The sequence below is a fragment of the Arthrobacter sp. Soc17.1.1.1 genome (genome assembly GCF_036867195.1).
In the GTDB taxonomy this organism is placed as follows: Bacteria; Actinomycetota; Actinomycetes; order Actinomycetales; family Micrococcaceae; genus Arthrobacter_D.
On the sequence record NZ_JBAJII010000001.1, the window covers coordinates 3,281,773 to 3,299,142 of the forward strand.

The 17,370-nt window shown below is 70.4% G+C and carries 17 protein-coding genes and 2 riboswitches; of the genes, 12 read left to right on the forward strand and 5 right to left on the reverse strand.

The features are described from left to right. Positions 1-119 precede the first annotated feature (119 nt). The 10 genes from V6S67_RS15125 (at position 120) to V6S67_RS15170 (ending at position 10,618) form a co-directional block, all read left to right on the forward strand. Positions 120-959 (forward strand): GAF and ANTAR domain-containing protein, encoded by an 840-nt coding sequence (locus V6S67_RS15125; RefSeq protein ID WP_334211010.1) that lies wholly within the window; start codon positions 120-122, stop codon positions 957-959. Positions 960-1,120: 161 nt separating this feature from the next. Continuing rightward, complete coding sequence (locus V6S67_RS15130; protein WP_334211011.1) at positions 1,121-1,726, forward strand: GNAT family N-acetyltransferase; 606 nt, start codon at positions 1,121-1,123, stop codon at positions 1,724-1,726. Between the two features lie 520 nt (positions 1,727-2,246). Then, the gene (locus V6S67_RS15135) at positions 2,247-3,233 is read left to right on the forward strand and encodes an ABC transporter substrate-binding protein (protein WP_334211012.1); all 987 of its coding nucleotides are present in this window, start codon (positions 2,247-2,249) and stop codon (positions 3,231-3,233) included. Between the two features lie 94 nt (positions 3,234-3,327). After that, on the forward strand, positions 3,328-4,851 hold the full coding sequence (locus tag V6S67_RS15140) for a sugar ABC transporter ATP-binding protein (protein WP_334211013.1): 1,524 nt from the start codon (positions 3,328-3,330) through the stop codon (positions 4,849-4,851). Continuing rightward, complete coding sequence (locus V6S67_RS15145) at positions 4,848-5,879, forward strand: ABC transporter permease (protein WP_334211014.1); 1,032 nt, start codon at positions 4,848-4,850, stop codon at positions 5,877-5,879. The genes V6S67_RS15140 and V6S67_RS15145 overlap by 4 nt, the downstream gene beginning before the upstream one ends. Further along, the gene (yjfF, locus tag V6S67_RS15150; protein WP_334211015.1) at positions 5,879-6,892 is read left to right on the forward strand and encodes a galactofuranose ABC transporter, permease protein YjfF; all 1,014 of its coding nucleotides are present in this window, start codon (positions 5,879-5,881) and stop codon (positions 6,890-6,892) included. The genes V6S67_RS15145 and yjfF overlap by 1 nt, the downstream gene beginning before the upstream one ends. Before the next feature lie 30 nt (positions 6,893-6,922). After that, a complete protein-coding gene (locus V6S67_RS15155) occupies positions 6,923-7,801 on the forward strand; it encodes an aminodeoxychorismate lyase (RefSeq protein WP_334211016.1) in 879 nt (292 codons plus the stop codon). A gap of 107 nt (positions 7,802-7,908) precedes the next feature. Next, positions 7,909-8,026: riboswitch (SAM riboswitch) on the forward strand. Positions 8,027-8,191: 165 nt separating this feature from the next. Then, positions 8,192-9,109: an ABC transporter substrate-binding protein gene (locus tag V6S67_RS15160; RefSeq protein ID WP_334211017.1), complete on the forward strand. Its 918-nt coding sequence runs from the start codon at positions 8,192-8,194 to the stop codon at positions 9,107-9,109. 10 nt (positions 9,110-9,119) lie between these two features. Then, entirely contained in the window at positions 9,120-9,884 is a 765-nt protein-coding gene (locus tag V6S67_RS15165) for an amino acid ABC transporter permease (protein WP_334211018.1), read from the forward strand. Continuing rightward, positions 9,881-10,618 carry an amino acid ABC transporter ATP-binding protein gene (locus V6S67_RS15170; RefSeq protein ID WP_334211019.1) on the forward strand — a complete coding sequence of 246 codons (738 nt, stop codon included), beginning with the start codon at positions 9,881-9,883 and terminating at the stop codon, positions 10,616-10,618. Before V6S67_RS15165 ends, V6S67_RS15170 begins: the two co-directional genes overlap by 4 nt. 140 nt (positions 10,619-10,758) lie before the next feature. Here V6S67_RS15170 and V6S67_RS15175 read toward each other — a convergent pair whose 3' ends face one another. From V6S67_RS15175 to V6S67_RS15185, 3 genes are read right to left on the reverse strand one after another with little or no spacing between them, the layout of a single operon-like run. Beyond that, positions 10,759-11,556 carry an energy-coupling factor transporter transmembrane component T family protein gene (locus V6S67_RS15175; RefSeq protein ID WP_334211020.1) on the reverse strand — a complete coding sequence of 266 codons (798 nt, stop codon included), beginning with the start codon at positions 11,554-11,556 and terminating at the stop codon, positions 10,759-10,761. Then, positions 11,553-13,043: an ABC transporter ATP-binding protein gene (locus V6S67_RS15180; protein ID WP_334211021.1), complete on the reverse strand. Its 1,491-nt coding sequence runs from the start codon at positions 13,041-13,043 to the stop codon at positions 11,553-11,555. The genes V6S67_RS15175 and V6S67_RS15180 overlap by 4 nt, the downstream gene beginning before the upstream one ends. Beyond that, positions 13,040-13,645 (reverse strand): ECF transporter S component, encoded by a 606-nt coding sequence (locus V6S67_RS15185; protein WP_334211022.1) that lies wholly within the window; start codon positions 13,643-13,645, stop codon positions 13,040-13,042. The genes V6S67_RS15180 and V6S67_RS15185 overlap by 4 nt, the downstream gene beginning before the upstream one ends. 61 nt (positions 13,646-13,706) lie before the next feature. Next, positions 13,707-13,831, reverse strand: a riboswitch (TPP riboswitch). Between the two features lie 145 nt (positions 13,832-13,976). Between V6S67_RS15185 and V6S67_RS15190 the strand changes: the two genes are divergently transcribed. Next, entirely contained in the window at positions 13,977-14,237 is a 261-nt protein-coding gene (locus V6S67_RS15190) for a DUF4235 domain-containing protein (RefSeq protein WP_334211023.1), read from the forward strand. A 61-nt stretch (positions 14,238-14,298) separates the two neighbouring features. Here V6S67_RS15190 and V6S67_RS15195 read toward each other — a convergent pair whose 3' ends face one another. Next, a complete protein-coding gene (locus V6S67_RS15195; protein ID WP_334211024.1) occupies positions 14,299-15,426 on the reverse strand; it encodes an FUSC family protein in 1,128 nt (375 codons plus the stop codon). 168 nt (positions 15,427-15,594) lie between these two features. Here V6S67_RS15195 and V6S67_RS15200 point away from each other — a divergent pair, with 168 nt between their 5' ends. After that, a complete protein-coding gene (locus tag V6S67_RS15200) occupies positions 15,595-15,849 on the forward strand; it encodes a hypothetical protein (protein ID WP_334211025.1) in 255 nt (84 codons plus the stop codon). Here the strand turns inward: V6S67_RS15200 and V6S67_RS15205 are convergent. After that, on the reverse strand, positions 15,846-17,330 hold the full coding sequence (locus V6S67_RS15205; RefSeq protein WP_334211026.1) for an amino acid permease: 1,485 nt from the start codon (positions 17,328-17,330) through the stop codon (positions 15,846-15,848). The genes V6S67_RS15200 and V6S67_RS15205 overlap by 4 nt on opposite strands. Between the last annotated feature and the right edge of the window lie 40 nt (positions 17,331-17,370).

Sequence of the window (17,370 nt, forward strand, 5' to 3'; positions counted from 1 at the left end):
TAGGCCCCCGGGAGCACGTCGCACGGGATCGACGGCGACACCCGCGGGGGCTGGACAGGACGACGAAAGCACGCATGCCGCGTCGGGCCCGGCCGGGCCCTGGCCGTATAGTTCAGGCAGTGGTGCTCCTCCCGGGGCCCCACCGGTTCCGGCTCAGCAGGGAGCCCTTCCTGCCGCGGTGCGACGAACGGACCAGTGCCACCATGCCCGATGAAGAAGAACTCGCGTACGAGACCGAGCGTGATCCGGTCACGGCACTGCTGCAGGACATGGTCCTCGAGAGCGCGGACGTGCAGGTCTTCCTCACCGGACTCGCGACCGTCGCGTCGAAGGCTTTCACCGGCCCCTACGGGGAGGTGTTCTGCGGGGTGACCCTCCTCCGCCCGCGGTCCATGATCACCGTCGCGAGCAGCAGCGACCGCGCCCGCGACGTCGACGAGGTGCAGTACGGGTTCGACGACGGCCCCTGCCTCAGGGCCGCCCGCACGGGCGAGACCGTGCACATCCGGGACTTCCTGGCCGAGCGGCGTTTCCCCGAGTACCGGCAGGCCATCGCGTCCTACGGGCTCCGCTCCGCGCTCGGCATCCCCATCCGGCTCGAGGACGGGGCCAGCGCCGGCCTCGATTTCTACTCCACCACCCCGGACGTCTTCGACGAGAAGGGCATCGCGGTGGCGGAGGGCCTGGCCCGGGACGCCTCGCGCTCGCTGCGGCTCGCCGTGCGGATCGCCGCACTGAGCGAGGACAGCCGGAACCTCAAGGCCGCGATCACGGCCCGCACCACGATCGACATGGCCGTCGGCGCGATCATGGCCCAGAACAGGTGCCCCCAGGAGGAGGCGTTCGCGATCCTCCGGCGGGCATCGTCCACCCGGAACGTGAAGCTGCGGGACCTCGCCGTCACCGTCCTCGAATCGGTCGGCCAGTCGCACCCGGTCACCACCCACTTCGACCACTGACGGCGGGGCCGCTGGCGCGGGCGGCGACGGTGGGACAGGATGACGCCCATGAGCGAGGAGACCGGAAGGTGGAGCAGGGCGACCGTCCATCCCGACAGGTGGGTGGACCCGCAGGACGATCCGCGCAGGTCCGTGCCGCCGTCCAAGGTGAAGATCGGATCATGAGCACCCTCCGACCGGTCACCCTGCGCGGCACCCGGGTGCTCCTGGAACCCCTCGCTCCCGAGCACCACGACGGGCTCGTCGCGGCCGCCGCGGACGGCGAGCTGTGGAGGCTCTGGTACACCTCGATCCCGACGCCGGAGGGCATGCGCCAGGAGATCGACCGGCGTCTCGCACTGCAGGGCGCGGGCTCGATGCTGCCCTTCACCACGAGGCTCCCCGCGGACGACGGCGGGCCCGGCCGGATCATCGGCATGACGACCTACATGAACATCGACCGGGACACTCCGCGGGTGGAGATCGGCTCCACCTGGAACGCCGCCTCCGTGCAGCGCACCGGCACCAACACGGAGTCCAAGTACCTCCTGCTCCGCCACGCGTTCGAGGTGGTCGGCTGCCCAGCGGTGGAGTTCCGCACGCACTGGATCAACCACCAGTCCCGCGAGGCGATCGTCCGGCTCGGCGCGAAGCAGGACGGCGTGCTCAGGAGCCATACGCGGGCCACGAACGGCGAGCTGCGCGACACCGTGGTCTACTCGATCCTCGCCCACGAATGGCCCATGGTGCGCGATCACCTCCTGCACAGGATGTCCCTCCACGCCTGACCGACGGGCCCGCCGGCCGCTTCCCCGCCCGCTCGCCCGCTCGCCCGGAGCGTTTGTCAACCGGATCCTGGCGGTACCGCGCCCCGTTCGGGAAGGTGCAGGATGAAGCCGTCAGACTGCGGCAGCCACGGTGGGCCGCGGACCGGTTCGACTGGAAGAAGACTCTATGGCGGACAGTGGCGGAATGGCTGACAAGGCCAAGGATTATGCACAGGACCATCCCGAGAAGGTGGACTCGGCCAAGGACAAGGCCAAGGACGCCCTCGACGGCAAGGACAGCGATCAGAAGTAACTGACCCCCTACCGGAAGGCCGGACCGCGTGGCACGCGGTCCGGCCTTCCGTCCGTCACGGCCCCGGCCGGGCTCTCTCCGACCCGGGGAAGATCGCTACCGGATTGTGGCCCGGAGCCCTTGACCCGCCATTTGTTACCGTTCACAATTGCGGCAGGGCTCCCCGCCCCTGCAGCAACGACGGTGCAGATGCCCCCTTGCTGTGGTCCCGATTCCCAGGAGGCAGCAGTGTTCAGGAAATCCTTCGTGGCGGCCCTTGCCGCCACAACCCTCGCCCTCACGGCCTGCGGCGGCGGATCCGAGTCCGGCGGCAGCGGCGGCGGTGCCGGCGGTGACGACACCATCACCATGGGCTTCGCCCAGGTCGGTGCGGAGAGCGGCTGGCGCACCGCCAACACCAAGTCCGTCCAGGACTCCGCGGAGGCGGCGGGCGTCGATCTGAAGTTCTCCGACGCGCAGCAGAAGCAGGAGAACCAGATCAAGGCCATCCGGTCCTACATCCAGCAGCAGGTGGACGTCATCGCCTTCTCCCCCGTGGTCGAGTCGGGCTGGGACACCGTGCTGAAGGAGGCCAAGGATGCCGAGATCCCCGTCATCCTCACCGACCGGTCCGTCGATTCCGCCGACACCTCGCTGTACCGGACCTTCCTCGGCTCGGACTTCGTGGAGGAGGGCAAGAAGGCCGGCGAGTGGCTGGTCGAGGACTCGGCGTCCACCGAGGGGCCCGTGAACATCGTGGAGCTTCAGGGGACCACGGGCGCAGCCCCCGCCATCGACCGGAAGGAAGGCTTCGAGGCCGCCATCGCCGCCGATCCGGACCTCACGATCGTCGAATCGCAGACCGGCGACTTCACCCGCAGCGGCGGCAAGCAGGTGATGGAGGCGTTCCTGAAGAACACCCCGGACATCGACGTGGTCTACGCGCACAACGACGACATGGGGCTCGGTGCCATCGAGGCCATCGAGGCCGCAGGCAAGGTGCCGGGCAAGGACATCAAGATCATCACGGTCGACGCCGTGAAGGACGGGATGACGGCGCTCGCGGACGGCAAGATCAACTTCATCGTCGAGTGCAACCCGCTCCTGGGCGAGCAGTTGATGGACCTGGCGGCCAAGGTGGTCGCGGGCGAGGAGGTCCCGGCCCGCGTGGTCACCGAGGAGACCACCTTCACGCCGGAGCAGGCCAAGGAAGTCCTCGCGAGCCGCGAGTACTAGGAACCGGACCCGGCCGTCCCCGCGGGACGGCCGGGTCACCAGGGGGATGCGGCGGGGACCCGCCGCATCCCCAGGCACAGGAGGGCAGAGCCGTATGAGCGAGACCGTCCCCGTGGTGGACATGCAGGGCATCTCCATCGCCTTCCCGGGCGTGAAGGCGCTCGACGGCGTCGACTTCCGGCTGTTCCCGGGAGAGGTTCACGCCCTCCTCGGCGAGAACGGCGCCGGGAAGTCGACCCTCATCAAGGCGCTGACAGGCGTCTACCCGCTGGACAGCGGAACCATCACCGTCCTCGGGGCGCAGCAGAGCTTCGGCACCCCGGCGGAGGCACAGGCGGCCGGGATCAGCACGGTCTACCAGGAGGTGAACCTGTGCCCGAACCTCTCGGTCGAGGAGAACATCCTGCTGGGCCGCGAACCGCGCCGGCGCGGGGGCATCCACTGGCGGAACGTCCGGCGGAGGGCGCAGGAGGTCCTCGGGCAACTGCAGCTGGGCCACATCGACCCCCGATCCATCCTGTCCTCGCACTCCATCGCCGTCCAGCAGCTCGTCGCCATCGCGCGGGCCATGCAGGTGGACGCGCGGGTCCTCATCCTCGACGAACCCACCTCCAGCCTCGACGCGGACGAGGTCCAGCAGCTGTTCGCCGTCATCCGGACGCTCCGGGACCGGGGGGTGGCGATCCTGTTCGTCTCCCACTTCCTCGAGCAGGTCTACGAGGTCTCCGACCGCATGACCGTGCTCCGCAACGGCCGGCTCGTGGGTGAGTACCCGACCCGCGATCTGCCGCGCATGGGCCTGATCTCCAAGATGATCGGCAAGGAACTGGACGCCCTGACCGCCCTCGAGGAGGCCGAGAGCCGGCGCCACCCGGACCGCACGGAGCAGGTGCCGTTCCTGCAGGCGGAGGGCCTGGGCCGGAAGGGCTCCGTACGGGACGTCACGGTCACCGTCCACGCCGGGGAGATCCTCGGCCTCGCCGGGCTGCTCGGGTCCGGCCGCACCGAGACGGCGAGGCTGCTCTTCGGCGCCGACCGCGCGGACCAGGGACAGCTGACCATCAGCGGCACCCCCCGTACGCTGCGCACGCCGCGGTCCGCCATCGACCGCGGCATCGCCTTCTCCTCCGAGAACCGGAAGGAGGAGGGACTGATCGGGGACCTGTCGGTCCGCGACAACCTGATCCTCGCGATGCAGGCCGGCAAGGGCTGGTGGCGGCGCGTCCCCCGCGCCACCCAGGACGAGCTGGCCGAGCGGTTCATCAGGGCCCTCGACATCCGCCCGTCCAACCGGGACTCGCTCATCCGGGACCTCAGCGGCGGCAACCAGCAGAAGGTGCTGCTCGCCCGCTGGCTCATCACCGAGCCGAAGCTGCTCATCCTCGACGAGCCGACCCGGGGCATCGACATCGGCGCCAAGACGCAGATCCAGAAGCTCATCAGCAACCTCGCAGCCGACGGCATGTCCGTCATCTTCATCTCGGCCGAACTCGAGGAAGTACTGCGCCTCAGCGACCACATCGCCATCCTCAAGGACCGGCAGATGGTGGCCGACATTCCCAACGACGGAGTCACCATGGAAGACGTCATGACGGTCATCGCGGGAACGAACCCATGAGCGCGCTGCTGAAGCACCGCCTCACCTGGCCCGTCCTCGCGCTGGTCCTGCTGCTCCTGCTCAACCAGCTCTTCCGCGCGGACTTCCTCTCGGTCCGTGTCCAGGACGGCCACCTGTACGGGAGCCTGATCGACATCCTCCGCAACGGGGCCCCGACCATCCTGATCGCGCTCGGCATGACCCTCGTCATCGCCTCCCGCGGCATCGACCTCTCCGTGGGGGCGGTCGCGGCCATCGCCGGCGCCGTCTCCTGCATGTACATCTACAGCTCCCCCGATCCCACCTCCCTGCAGACCGCGGCCACCGGTGTGGCGATCGCCGTCGTCGCCGGGCTCCTCCTCGGGGCGTGGAACGGGTTCCTGGTCTCGGTCATCGGGATCCAGCCGATCATCGCCACGCTCGTCCTCATGACCGCCGGCCGGGGGCTCGCCCAGCTGGTCACCGACGGGCAGATCATCTCCGTCTCCAACGACTCCTACCAGGCGATCGGCGCCGGCTTCTTCCTGGGCCTGCCCATCTCGATCCTCATCGCGGCGGCCGCCTTCGGTGCCGCCGGGCTGCTCACGCGCCGCACGGCCCTCGGCACGCTCATCGAGGCCGTGGGCATCAACCCCGTGGCCAGCCGGCTCGCCGGCCTCGACGCCCGCACCATCACCTGGACCGTGTACATCTTCAGCGGACTGTGCGCGGCGGTCGCGGGCCTCATGATCAGCTCGAACGTCACCGCCGCCGACTCCAACAACGCCGGCCTCTACATCGAGATGGACGCCATCCTCGCCGTCGTGATCGGCGGCACCTCGCTGGCCGGTGGCCGCTACAGCCTCGTGGGCACGCTCGTCGGGGCGCTCATCATCCAGACCCTGACCACCACCGTCTACACGCTGGGCATCCCGCCCGAGGCGACCCTGGTGTTCAAGGCGCTCGTGGTGATCATCGTCTGCCTCCTGCAGTCCCCCAGGGCGCGCACCCTCTTCGGGCGACGCAGGCCCCCCGTCACCGCGCAGCCGCGGGTGGAGGTGGCCGCCTGATGTCCGTCCTCACCCGCACCTCCGCCCCGCTCGGCCGCTCCCGGATCGGCAGCCTGCAGAGCAAGGCACGGTACGCCCCCACGCTGGCGACCGTGGGCCTGTTCGTCGCGATGTTCGCCGTCGGCGCCGCCATGTACCCGGGGTTCCTGTCCGGGCAGGTCTTCCTGAACCTCCTCATCGACAACACCTTCCTGATCGTGCTCGCCGTCGGCATGACGTTCGTGATCCTCACCGGGGGCATCGACCTGTCGGTCGGCTCCGTCGTGGCGCTGTCCATGATGATCGCCGCCGCCCTCCTGCAGGCCGGCTGGAGCCCGGTCGCGGTGATCCTCCTCGTGCTCCTGACGGGGGCGACCTTCGGCCTCGCGATGGGCCTGGTCATCCAGGTCTTCGAGATCCAGCCGTTCATCGTGACCCTCGCCGGGCTGTTCCTGGCCCGCGGCCTCTGCTACGTCATCAGCGTCGACTCCATCACCGTGACCGACCCGTTCTTCACGTCCATGGCCCAGGCGAGGATCCCGCTGGCGGGGAAGCTGTTCGTCTCCCCCGGCGTCCTGATCGCCCTGCTCGTCGTCGCGGTCGCGTTCTACGTGCTGCACCAGACGCGCTTCGGCCGCACCGTGTACGCGATCGGCGGTGGGGAGTCCTCCGCGGTGCTCATGGGCCTCGCCGTCCCGCGCACCAAGGTGCTCGTGTACGGGATCAGCGGGGTGTGCTCCGCGATCGCCGGGATCCTGTTCTCGTTCTACAGCCTCTCCGGGTACAGCCTGGCCGCCACGGGGCTGGAGCTCGACGCGATCGCCGCGGTGGTGGTCGGCGGCACGCTGCTGACCGGCGGGTACGGGTACGTGCTCGGTTCCCTCGCGGGGGTGCTCGTCCTCGGTATCGTCCAGACGTTCATCTCCTACGAGGGCACGCTGAGCTCCTGGTGGACGCGCATCGTGATCGGCGCCCTGCTCCTCGCCTTCATCCTGCTGCAGAAGCTGTTCACCCGGAAGGTCGGACTCACCTGACGCGGCGGGCCCCCCGCTAGGCTGGGGCCCATGACGGTTCTCGTGTTCCTCGACCCCGACCACGACCACGGCAGGATCGCGGACGCCTCGCAGCCGCAGCTGATGATCTCCGATCTCGGCGCCACCCGCGGCGACGGCGTGTTCGAATCGATGCTCGCCGTCGACGGGACGCCCCGCAAGGAGCAGGCGCACCTGGCGCGGCTCGCGTCGTCGGCCGCGGCCCTCGACCTGGCCGTGCCGGGCGCCGACGCCTGGAGCCGCGCCATCCGCACCGCCCTCGGCGAGTTCGCGGGCGCCGAGCCGGGCCGGAGCAGCGCCGTCGTGAAGCTCGTGGCCACCCGGGGCGTGGAGGGCGCGGGACGGCCCACGGCGTGGGTGCAGGTGGCGCCCGTCCCCGCGGCCACTCTGGCGCAGCGCGAGGCCGGCCTGAGGGTCCTGTTCCTCGAGCGCGGGTACGACAGCACCGTGGCGCAGCGCGCGCCGTGGCTGCTCATGGGCGCCAAGACGCTGTCCTACGCCGTCAACATGGCCGCGATCCGCCACGCGAAGGCGTCCGGCGCCGACGACGTCATCTTCACCTCCTCCGACGGCAAGGTCCTCGAGGGGCCCACGTCCACCGTGCTGCTCGCCACCGTGCGCGACGGGCGGAAGACGCTCGTCACGCCGCAGCTCGAGAGTGGCATCCTGGCCGGCACCTCGCAGGCCGCGCTGTTCGCCGCGGCGAAGGAGGAGGGGTGGGACCTCGGGTACGGGCCGCTCGAACCGCACCACCTCCTCGACGCCGATGCCGTGTGGCTCATCTCGAGCATCCGGCTCCTCGCGCCGGTCCTCTCACTCGACGGGCAGGAGATCCGCACCTCCCCGGCCCTGACCGCGGAACTGACCGCTCTCGTGGACCGGTTCGTGTGAAGTCGGCCACACCCCGCGCCTGGACCCCCGGATTCCCGCGTCAAGCGGCGCAATATCCGTGATCCCGTTTTGACCGGACACTCCGTGCTGCCCTAGCGTTTTGCTCAAATCAAGAGTTCCAGCCATCGGCCCTGGCCGGCTGGACAGCAACCCTCTCCCGTAGTGGGGTGCTCCAGGTGAAGATTCGGCCGCCGGGTCCAGTCCCCCGGTTGGCAAGTACGGCGTCGTGCGGTCCTTCCCCGGTGTTCCGTCCGGTCCGGCCGCCACAGCGCGCACAGCCCAGAACAGCGAGCGTGTCACCCAGCAGCCAGCAGTCCTCCCGCCGGCCTCCGGCGTCCCAGCACCCCACCCAGCGCACCCGTTCCCGGGCCCGCCACCACGAAGGACACCATGAACCTCTCCCGTAAGGTCCTCACGGCACTGACCGTGCCCCTGCTCGCCCTGACGGTCTCCTGCGGCAGCTCCAGCAGCAGCGAACCCACCGAGACCACCGACGCCCTGGCCGGCAGCGACCAGCAGTCGCTGGACCAGTACACCACCGAGACCACCACCCCGGTCGAGGAGATCGATCCGGCGAACCTCGGCCTCATCACGGACGGGACGCTGCGCGTCGGCACCCTCTCCGACGCCCCGCCGAACATCTTCATCGAGAACGGTGTCTTCACCGGCTACGACAACGAACTGCTCCGCGCCATCGGCGACAAGCTCGGCCTCGAGGTCGAGTTCGCGTCCACCGACTTCTCCGCGCTCCTCGCGCAGGTGCAGAACAAGCAGTTCGACGTCGGCTCCTCCTCGATCTCCACCACGGCGGCACGCCGCGAGAACGTCGGCTTCACCAACGGGTACGACTTCGGCTACATGGCCGTCGTCACGAAGAACGGCTCCTCGGTCACCGGGTTCGACTCCCTGTCCGAGGGCACGCGCATCGGCGTGGTCCAGGGCACCGTCCAGGACGACTACGTCACCAACACCCTCGGCCTCGAGCCCGTCCGGTTCGCGGACTACAACACCGTCTACGCCAACGTGAAGAACGGCCAGGTGGACGCCTGGGTGGCACCGTCGCAGCAGGCCACGGGCCAGGTGAAGGAGGGCGACGACACCACGATCGCCGAGACCATCATCAACACCGAGAACTTCACGGCCTACGCCGTGAACAGCGAGAACCAGCCGCTCATCGACGCCCTCAACGCCGGCCTCGACGCCGTGATCGCCGACGGCACGTGGACCGAACTCACCAAGGAGTGGTACCCGGACCGCGAGATGCCCACCGACTGGAAGCCCGGCAGCAAAGCCGTGGAAGTAAAGTAGCGGTCCCTGCATGAATGCCTTTGAACAGCTCGCGCAGACCTTCTTCGACTGGGGGGCGATGGCCGCCGTCCTGCCGGAGCTCCTCACGGTGGGTCTGCGGAACACCCTGATCCTGGCCCTGGCCTCCGGCATCATCGGGACGATCCTCGGCATGGTCCTCGCGATCATGGGGATCTCCCGCAACCGGCTGCTGCGGTGGGTGGCCCGCATCTACACGGACATCTTCCGCGGCGTGCCCGCCGTCGTGATCATCCTGCTCATCGGCATCGGGCTCAGCCCGATCTACCGCCAGCTCACCGGCAGCACGAGCCCGTTCCCGATGGGGATCCTCGCGCTCTCGCTCATGGCGGCGGCCTACATCGGCGAGATCTTCCGCTCCGGCATCCAGAGCGTGGAGAAGGGGCAGCTGGAGGCCTCGCGCGCGCTGGGCTTCAGCTACCGCTCGTCGATGCAGCTCGTGGTGGTCCCCCAGGGCGTGCGGCGCGTGCTGCCCGCCCTGGTGAACCAGTTCATCGCGCTCATCAAGGAGTCCTCGCTGGTGTACTTCCTGGGACTGCTCTCGAGCGAGCGCGAGCTGTTCAGGATCGGCAACGACGCGGCGAGCACCACCGGCAACCTGTCACCGCTCATCGCGTCCGCGGTCCTGTACCTGTGCCTCACCATCCCGCTGACGCACCTGGTCAACTACATCGACAACCGGCTCCGCGTGGGCAAGAAGCAGAAGCCCGAGCCGGACGAACTGGCCGCGAAGATCGGTGAAGGAGCCAAGGCGTGAAGATCCAGGAATCCGGCACCCTGACAGGGCGGGACCTGCACCTGTCCTTCGGGTCCAACCACGTGCTGCGCGGCATCGACCTGCACGTGGACCAGGGCACGACGGCGTCCGTCATCGGCCCGTCCGGCTCCGGGAAGTCCACCCTGCTGCGGGTCCTGAACCGGCTGATCGAACCCGACCAGGGCGACATCCTCCTGGACGGCCGGTCGGTGCTCAAGGACAACCCGGACGAGCTGCGCCGGCGCATCGGCATGGTGTTCCAGCAGTTCAACCTCTTCCCGCACAAGACGGTGCTGGACAACGTCTCGCTGGCCCTCCGGAAGCTCCGGAGGATGTCCGCCGACGAGGCCCGGGACAAGGCCCTCGCGCAACTGGACCTCGTGGGCCTGAAGCACAAGGCCGACGTCCGGCCCGGCAACCTCTCCGGCGGGCAGCAGCAGCGCGTCGCGATCGCCCGGGCGCTGGCCATGGACCCCGAGGTGATGTTCTTCGACGAGGCCACCTCGGCCCTGGACCCGGAACTCGTGAAGGGCGTCCTCGCGCTCATGGCGGATCTCGCGGCCGGCGGCATGACCATGGTGGTCGTCACCCACGAGATGGGTTTCTCGCGCAATGTCTCGGACACCGTGACGTTCATGGACGGCGGTGTGGTGGTCGAGACCGGAGCGCCGGCCGCGATCTTCGACGACCCGCAGACGCCGCGCCTGAGGTCGTTCCTCTCGGACGTCCTCTAGCACCTGCGTCGGTTCCACCACGGGGGTCCGCTTCGGCGGGCCCCCGTTCGCGTCTGCCGCGGATCGCGCCCGGGACACCGGGTGCTCCGCGAACCGCGGCCCGGGCCGCCCTGACCGCCCTGACCGCCCTGACCGCCCGGTCAGGACAGCAGGAAGCTCCACGTCCCGGCCAGCACGGCCGCCGTCACCGCGCCCGCGGCGATGAGCAGCCCGACGACGGCGACGACGGCGTCGAGGCCCGAGAAGGTGCTCGTCCGGGCCCAGGTGCGGGTCCCGCCGCCGAAGCCGCGCGCCTCCATCGCCGTCGCGAGCCGGGTGGCCCGTCGGATGGCCTGCACGATCAGTCCGAAGGACTGCCCCAGCAGGTTCCGGACGCGGGCGGGGAAGGACCCGTCCGAGCCGACACCGCGGGCGTGCCGCGCCAGGCCGAGGGTCTCCCACTGCTCCACGAGGAGGCCCACGAGCCGCAGCGCCGCCAGCCCGCCGAGCACGAAGCGGTGCGGCAGGTGCAGCTTCTGCGCGAGGGCGTCGGCGAGGTCCGTGGGGTCCGTGGTGAGGAGGATGAAGATGCCCGGCAGCGCCAGGCCCAGTCCCCTCAGCCCGACGGCGATGCCCGCGGCCACGGATCCCTCGGTGAACAGGAACGGCCCGACGTCGAGCAGGACCGCCCCGGTCTTCTCGGCGAGCAGGGCGGTCCCGTAGGCGCCGACCCCGGCGGCGACGAGGAGCGGCCAGATGCGCCGGGCGAGGCCTCCGACGCTGATGCCCAGCAGCGGCATGAGGGCGAGCTCGCACGCGAGGACCACTGCGGCGCTCACCCAGTCGATGCTGGCCAGGAGCGCCAGCGTGATCACCGCGGCGGCGAAGAGCTTGGACACCGGGTTGGCCCGCAGGAGCGCCCTCCCCGTGAGCACCGGGGTCAGGTAGTCGCCGCTCATCGGGCCACCAGCCGTCCTGCCCCGCCGGAGATGTGGAGGGTCGCGCCACCGAGGGCGGCGATGAACTCGGCGTCGTGCGTCACCGAGAGGACGGCCACGCCGTCGTCGACGAGTTCGCGCAGCAGGGTCACGAGTTCGGCCCAGGTCAGGGCGTCCTGGCCGAAGGTCGGCTCGTCGAGGATGAGGACGCGCGGGGCCGTGGCGAGCATCGTCGCCACGGACAGGCGCCGCTTCTCCCCGCCGGAGAGCGTGAACGGGTTCGCCTGCAGCAGGTGCGTGAGGCGCAGCCTCTCGGCCACCGACCCGATGCGCGCCGGATCCACGACCCCGCCCTGCCGCGGACCGAATGCGAGCTCGTCCGCGACGGTCGCGGTGAGGAACTGGTGCTCCGGTTCCTGGAACACGGTCCCGATGCGGCGGACCAGCTCCGCCGACCGCCACCGGAACGGGTCGCTGCCGGCCGGTCCCGCCAGGGCCGGTGCGGCGCGGAGGTGTCCGGCGCGCGGGCGCAGCAGTCCCCCCAGCGTCAGGGCCGCCGTCGACTTCCCGGCACCGTTGGGTCCGGTGATGCTCAGGGCTCCCCCGGACCGCACCTGCAGAGCGAGGCCGTCGACGGCGACCGGGCCGCGACGCGTCCGGGCGACGCCGAGGCCCTCCGCCGACAGGAGGGTCCCGCCCCCGGGCCCGGCGGGCAGCGTCCCGCCCACGGCCGGTGGCAGGCCGGGCACCCACACGCCGGCGGAGGCGAGGCGCGCCCGGGTGTCCTCCTGCACCAGGACGGTGGCGGGCGGGCCGTCGGCGAGGACACCGCCGTCGGCATCGAGCACGATCACGCGGTCGACGACGTCCGCCCACACGGCCACGCGGTGCTCCACGACGACGAGCGTCGCACCCGTGCGCTCGAGGACGCGGACCACGGCGTCGCGCACCTCCAGGACGCCGTCGGGGTCGAGGTTGGCCGTGGGTTCGTCGAGCAGGAGCAGGCCGGGTTCCATCGCGAGGACGGAGGCGAGGGCGAGGCGCTGCTTCTGCCCGCCGGACAGCGCCGTGGTGGGGTGGTCGAGCGGGAGGTCCAGGCCGACGTCGTCGAGTGCCCGCCCCACACGCTGCCAGATCTCCTCCCGTGGCACGGCGAGGTTCTCGGCGGCGAAGGCCACCTCGTCGCCCACGCGGGCGAGGACCACCTGCGTCTCGGGGTCCTGCAGCACGAGCCCGGCCCTGCCGCGCGCCGCGGCGGGGTGGACGCCGTCGAGCAGCAGCTCGCCCTCCTGCTCGCCCTCGTCGTGGCTGCCGAGCAGCCCTGCCAGCCCGTGCAGCACGGTGGACTTGCCCGCGCCGGAAGCCCCGAGGAGCAGCACGCGCTCGCCCGGCTGGAGCTCGAGGTCCAGCCGGCGTGCGGCGAAGGCCCTCCGGCCCGCGTGGCGCCACCCCCATCCCCGGGCGCGGACCCGCACCGCGCCCGGGGAGGGTCGGTCGGCTGCCGTCACACGTCCGCCGTCCGGCCGGCGGCGAAGGCGGACAGCACGCCCGTCCTCGCGAGTCCCCGCATGGCCAGCCAGGACAGCAGGCCCGCGATGACGACCCCGGAGATCCCGGCGAACAGCACGTAGAGCAGCTGGAACTCGATGCTCCAGAGCGCGTTGTAGAGGATGTTCTCGCTGATCGCCAGCGCCAGGCCCGCTCCGAGGCCGGCGAGGAGCGCGACGGAGAGGTTCCACTTGCGGTAGAGGAACAGCAGGAAGACGAGCTCCGCGCCCGCGCCCTGGATGGCCCCGGAGAGCAGGACGCTGAGCCCGAACTGCGTGCCGATGAGGGCCGAGACCGCCGCCGCGAAGGTCTCGCAGTAGATGGCGGCGCCGGGCTTGCGGATGATGAGCCCGCCGAGCACGCCGGCGATGAGCCAGCCGCCCGTGTACAGACCGCCGACCGGCGGGAAGCCTGCGGCGAGGATGCTGATGCCGGAGTAGCCGGCGGACCAGACGAAGAACAGCACGCCGACGGCGACGGCGATGACCGAGGCCACCACGATGTCGACGACGCGCCACTGCCTGGTGGTCCGGGTGCCCGGTAGGGCTGTTGATGATGCCATGGGATTCCTCCTGGGATGCAGGAGGGGATGGTGGCGGGCGATCACCGCAGCGACGTCCGTGCACCCTGAGAACTCGACTCCCTTCGCCGGTACTAGCCGGATCAGGTTCGAGGGTCTGCGGCGGTCCGCACTCTCAGCGCCCGCTCCGGCAGCATGCTGCGGATCGGCGCTCCCCTGTCGTTGTTGGTTGAGCGCTACCGATCCTACACCGGCGCGTCGCGCCGCCGTGCGCCGGTGTGCGGTCCGCAGGAGCCGGCCGAGCTGCCCCTGCGGAGGGGCGAGGAGCACGACTAGGCTAGGGCAAGGACTATTCGGACCAGAAGGAGAAACCATGACCCTGGTGTTCAAGTTGCTCGGCGTCGGCATGAGCGTCGGTGCGGGCTTCGTCGGGACGAAGCTCGTCGACTTCCTGTGGGAGAAGATCACGGGTGAGGCGCCCCCGAAGAGCAAGGACGGGCTCGAGAACACGCTGCGCTCCGCCCTGGTGTTCGCGATCATCTCGGGTGCCGTGAGCACCACGATCCAGGTGCTCACCAACCGCTCCACGCAGAAGGCCATCGAACGGTTCGCGAAGACCCGCGACCTGACCTGATCCGCCGCGGAGAGGGGAGGAGGGACGCCCGCCCCGGGTGTCCCTCCTCCCCTTCGTCGTCCTAGTCCGCGCCCTCGATGTGCAGCCCGGGTGTCACGGCCTGCACGATGCGATGCAGGCTCATGGCGATCGCGGCCGCCGCACCGAAGGGCACGTCCCGACTGGACGACTCGTAGGCCGCCGAGGCGAGTGCCTGCAGGCTCTCCTCCGCCGCGCGGAGGGTCGCGGCGTCGTCCTCCTCGACCGTCCAGAGATCGAGGACGTCGCCCACGGCGGTGAAGGCCCGCTGGAGGGGCGGCCGGACCGCCGCCGGGATGGGGTGCTCCCTGGACGTCCCGTGGAGCCCGTCCTGCAGCATGTTGGTGATGTTCAGCGTGTGGGCCGCGACGACCTCGAGGACCTCGACGTGCCGGTGGTCGCTCCGGACGTCGCGTGGGTGGAAGCGCCGCCGCACGTTGCCCTTGCGGCTCTCGTCCGCGTACTGCAGCGCGTTGCGCGCGTTGCGGGCCGACGCCTGGAGGTCGTCCCGCCGTTCCGACCAGCGCGGATCGTCGGTGTCCCAGTCCTCCTCGAGGGCCTCGCCCATCTCCTGCAGCTGGCGGGCGGCCGTCCTGCGGAGCCGGCTCATCTGGCCCACGGCGTCGTCCAGGTTGAGCGGCGGCAGGATCAGCGCGCTCACCGCGAGCCCCACGCCCACCCCCACCACCGTCTGGACGAAGTAGCCCAGCGAGTACCCGAGGTTCTCGTTGCCGATGACGAGGACGAACAGCCCGGCGGACGCGATCCCCGAGCCGCCGCCGGCCGTCCTCCTCAGGGCTCCCGCGAGGAGGACGCCCACCCCGACCACGAAGGCGATCGTCCCCCAGTTCGGCTCTCCGGCCCAGACCGCGACGTGGGCCAGGACGATCCCGATGGTGAGGCCGATGACCGTCTGCAGCCCCGACTTCAGCGTCCCGGCGACGGTCGGGTAGATCGCGAGCAGCGCACCGAGCGGCGCGTAGTAGGGGTACCGGGAGGCCTCTCCGGGGATGGCGAGTGCGATGGTCCAGGCGAGGGCCGCGGCGAGGGCGGCCTTCGCCGCGAGCAGGAGTTGCGGGTCGAGCACCGCGGACCGCAGGCGGTCCTTCAGGTCGTCGTCGAGGCGGGCGGCGAGGACGCCACGGCCGCGGGGAATCCTGTTCTTGGCCATCCGAGCAGTATCGCAGCCGCTCCTGACCGGACCCAGGACGCCGGGTCGCCGGGTCGCCGTCGTGGGTGCCGCCGCGGGGATGACCCGGGCCGGGCGCGTTCCCCCTCAGGGATGACGCGCCGGAGGGCGTTCATCCCTACGCTGGACGGGTCGAGGGAAGGAGCGGGCATGCGATTCGTGCAGAGCAGGACCCTCTGGTTCGTGGCCACCGTGCTGGTGGTGACGCCGATCCTCGTCGCCGCCCACACCGAGACCGGCCGGGGGCTGGAGACCGCCGTCCTCCTCAGTCTCGTGACGGCTGCCGCGATCGGGGGTCTCAACGCCGCCCTCCTCGGCCGCCGCGACCGCGGGCAGGCGCACGGCCGGGACGCACGAAGGACCGCCCCGGGCGGGACGGTCCTTCAGCGCGATCACCGGGACTAGGCGCGGGCCGTGCGCGCGGCCTGTTCGCTCCGCACCAGGGCCCTGTGCTCCTCGATGCGGGCCTGCTGCAGGGGCGTCCTGCGGTTCAGGGACCACGCGGCGCCGAGCAGGATGAACCACACAGGGGCCACGAACAGCGCCAGGCGGGTGTCCTCCGCCTGCGCGAGGGCGACGAGCATGAACAGGAAGAACGCGAGGACCACGTACGGCATGAACGAGGAGCCGGGCATCCTGAACGACGACGCCTCGTGCAGTTCGGGCCGGCGACGCCGGAACGCGAGGTAGCTGATGAGGATCATGGACCACACGAACATCGTCAGCACCGAGGCGACCGACGTGACGATCGTGAAGGCTCCGATCACGGAGTCGCCCGAGTAGAGCAGGATCAGCCCGGCGAGCAGGAAGATGCAGGAGAACAGCAGGGCGTTCTGCGGCACCTTGCGGGAGCTGAGCCTGCCGAAGGACGTCGGTGCGTTGCCGTCCTGGGCCAGCCCGTAGACCATGCGCGACGTCGAGTAGATGCCGGAGTTGGCACTGGACGCGGCCGAGGTCAGCACCACGAGGTTCACGACGACGGCGGCGATCCCGAGGCCCGCGAGGGTGAACATCCCGATGAACGGGCTGTTGGCGGCGTCGATGGTGCGCCACGGGTTGACGGCCATGATGACGGTGAGCGCGCCCACGTAGAAGAGCAGGACGCGGAGGGGGATGGAGTTCACGGCGCGGGGCAGCGTCTTCTCGGGGTCCTTCGTCTCGGCGGCGGCGGTGCCGACGAGCTCGATGCCGGCGAACGCGAAGATCGCGATCTGGAAGCCGAGGATGAAGCCGAAGAGGCCGTGCGGGAACATGCCGCCGTCGTTCCAGATGTTGGCGAGGTCCGCCACCTGGCCGCCGGGGGACTGGAAGCGCGTGGCGATCATGACGATGCCGGTGACGATCAGCGCGAGGATGGCGACCACCTTGATGATGGCGAACCAGAACTCCGCCTCGCCGAACGCCTTCACGGTCGGGAGGTTGAGGAGCAGCAGCACCACGGGGGTGGCGAGCGCCGGGATCCACAGCGGGGTCCCGGGCGCGAGGATGTCCACGTAGCCCGCGATGGCCACGATGTCCGCGACACCGGTGACCACCCAGAAGAACCAGTAGGACCACCCCGTGAAGAACCCTGCCCAGGGGCCGAGCAGGTCGCCGGCGAAGTCGCTGAAGGACTTGTACTCGAGGTTGGAGAGCAGGAGCTCGCCCATGGCGCGCATGACGAAGAACAGCATGAAGCCGATGATCATGTACACGAAGATCACGGAGGGGCCGGCGAGCGAGATGGTCTTGCCGGAGCCCATGAAGAGGCCGGTGCCGATGGCCCCGCCGATGGCGAGCAGCTGGATGTGGCGGTTGCTCAGGGACCGGCTGAGATGCGGTGACTGGTGCTGGTCACCGACGGCGGGGGCCGCCGAGACCTGCACCGGGGAAGCGGATTCGGGCATGGGGTATGGATTCCTTCCGCGGGCGCAGGACCTGTGGCCG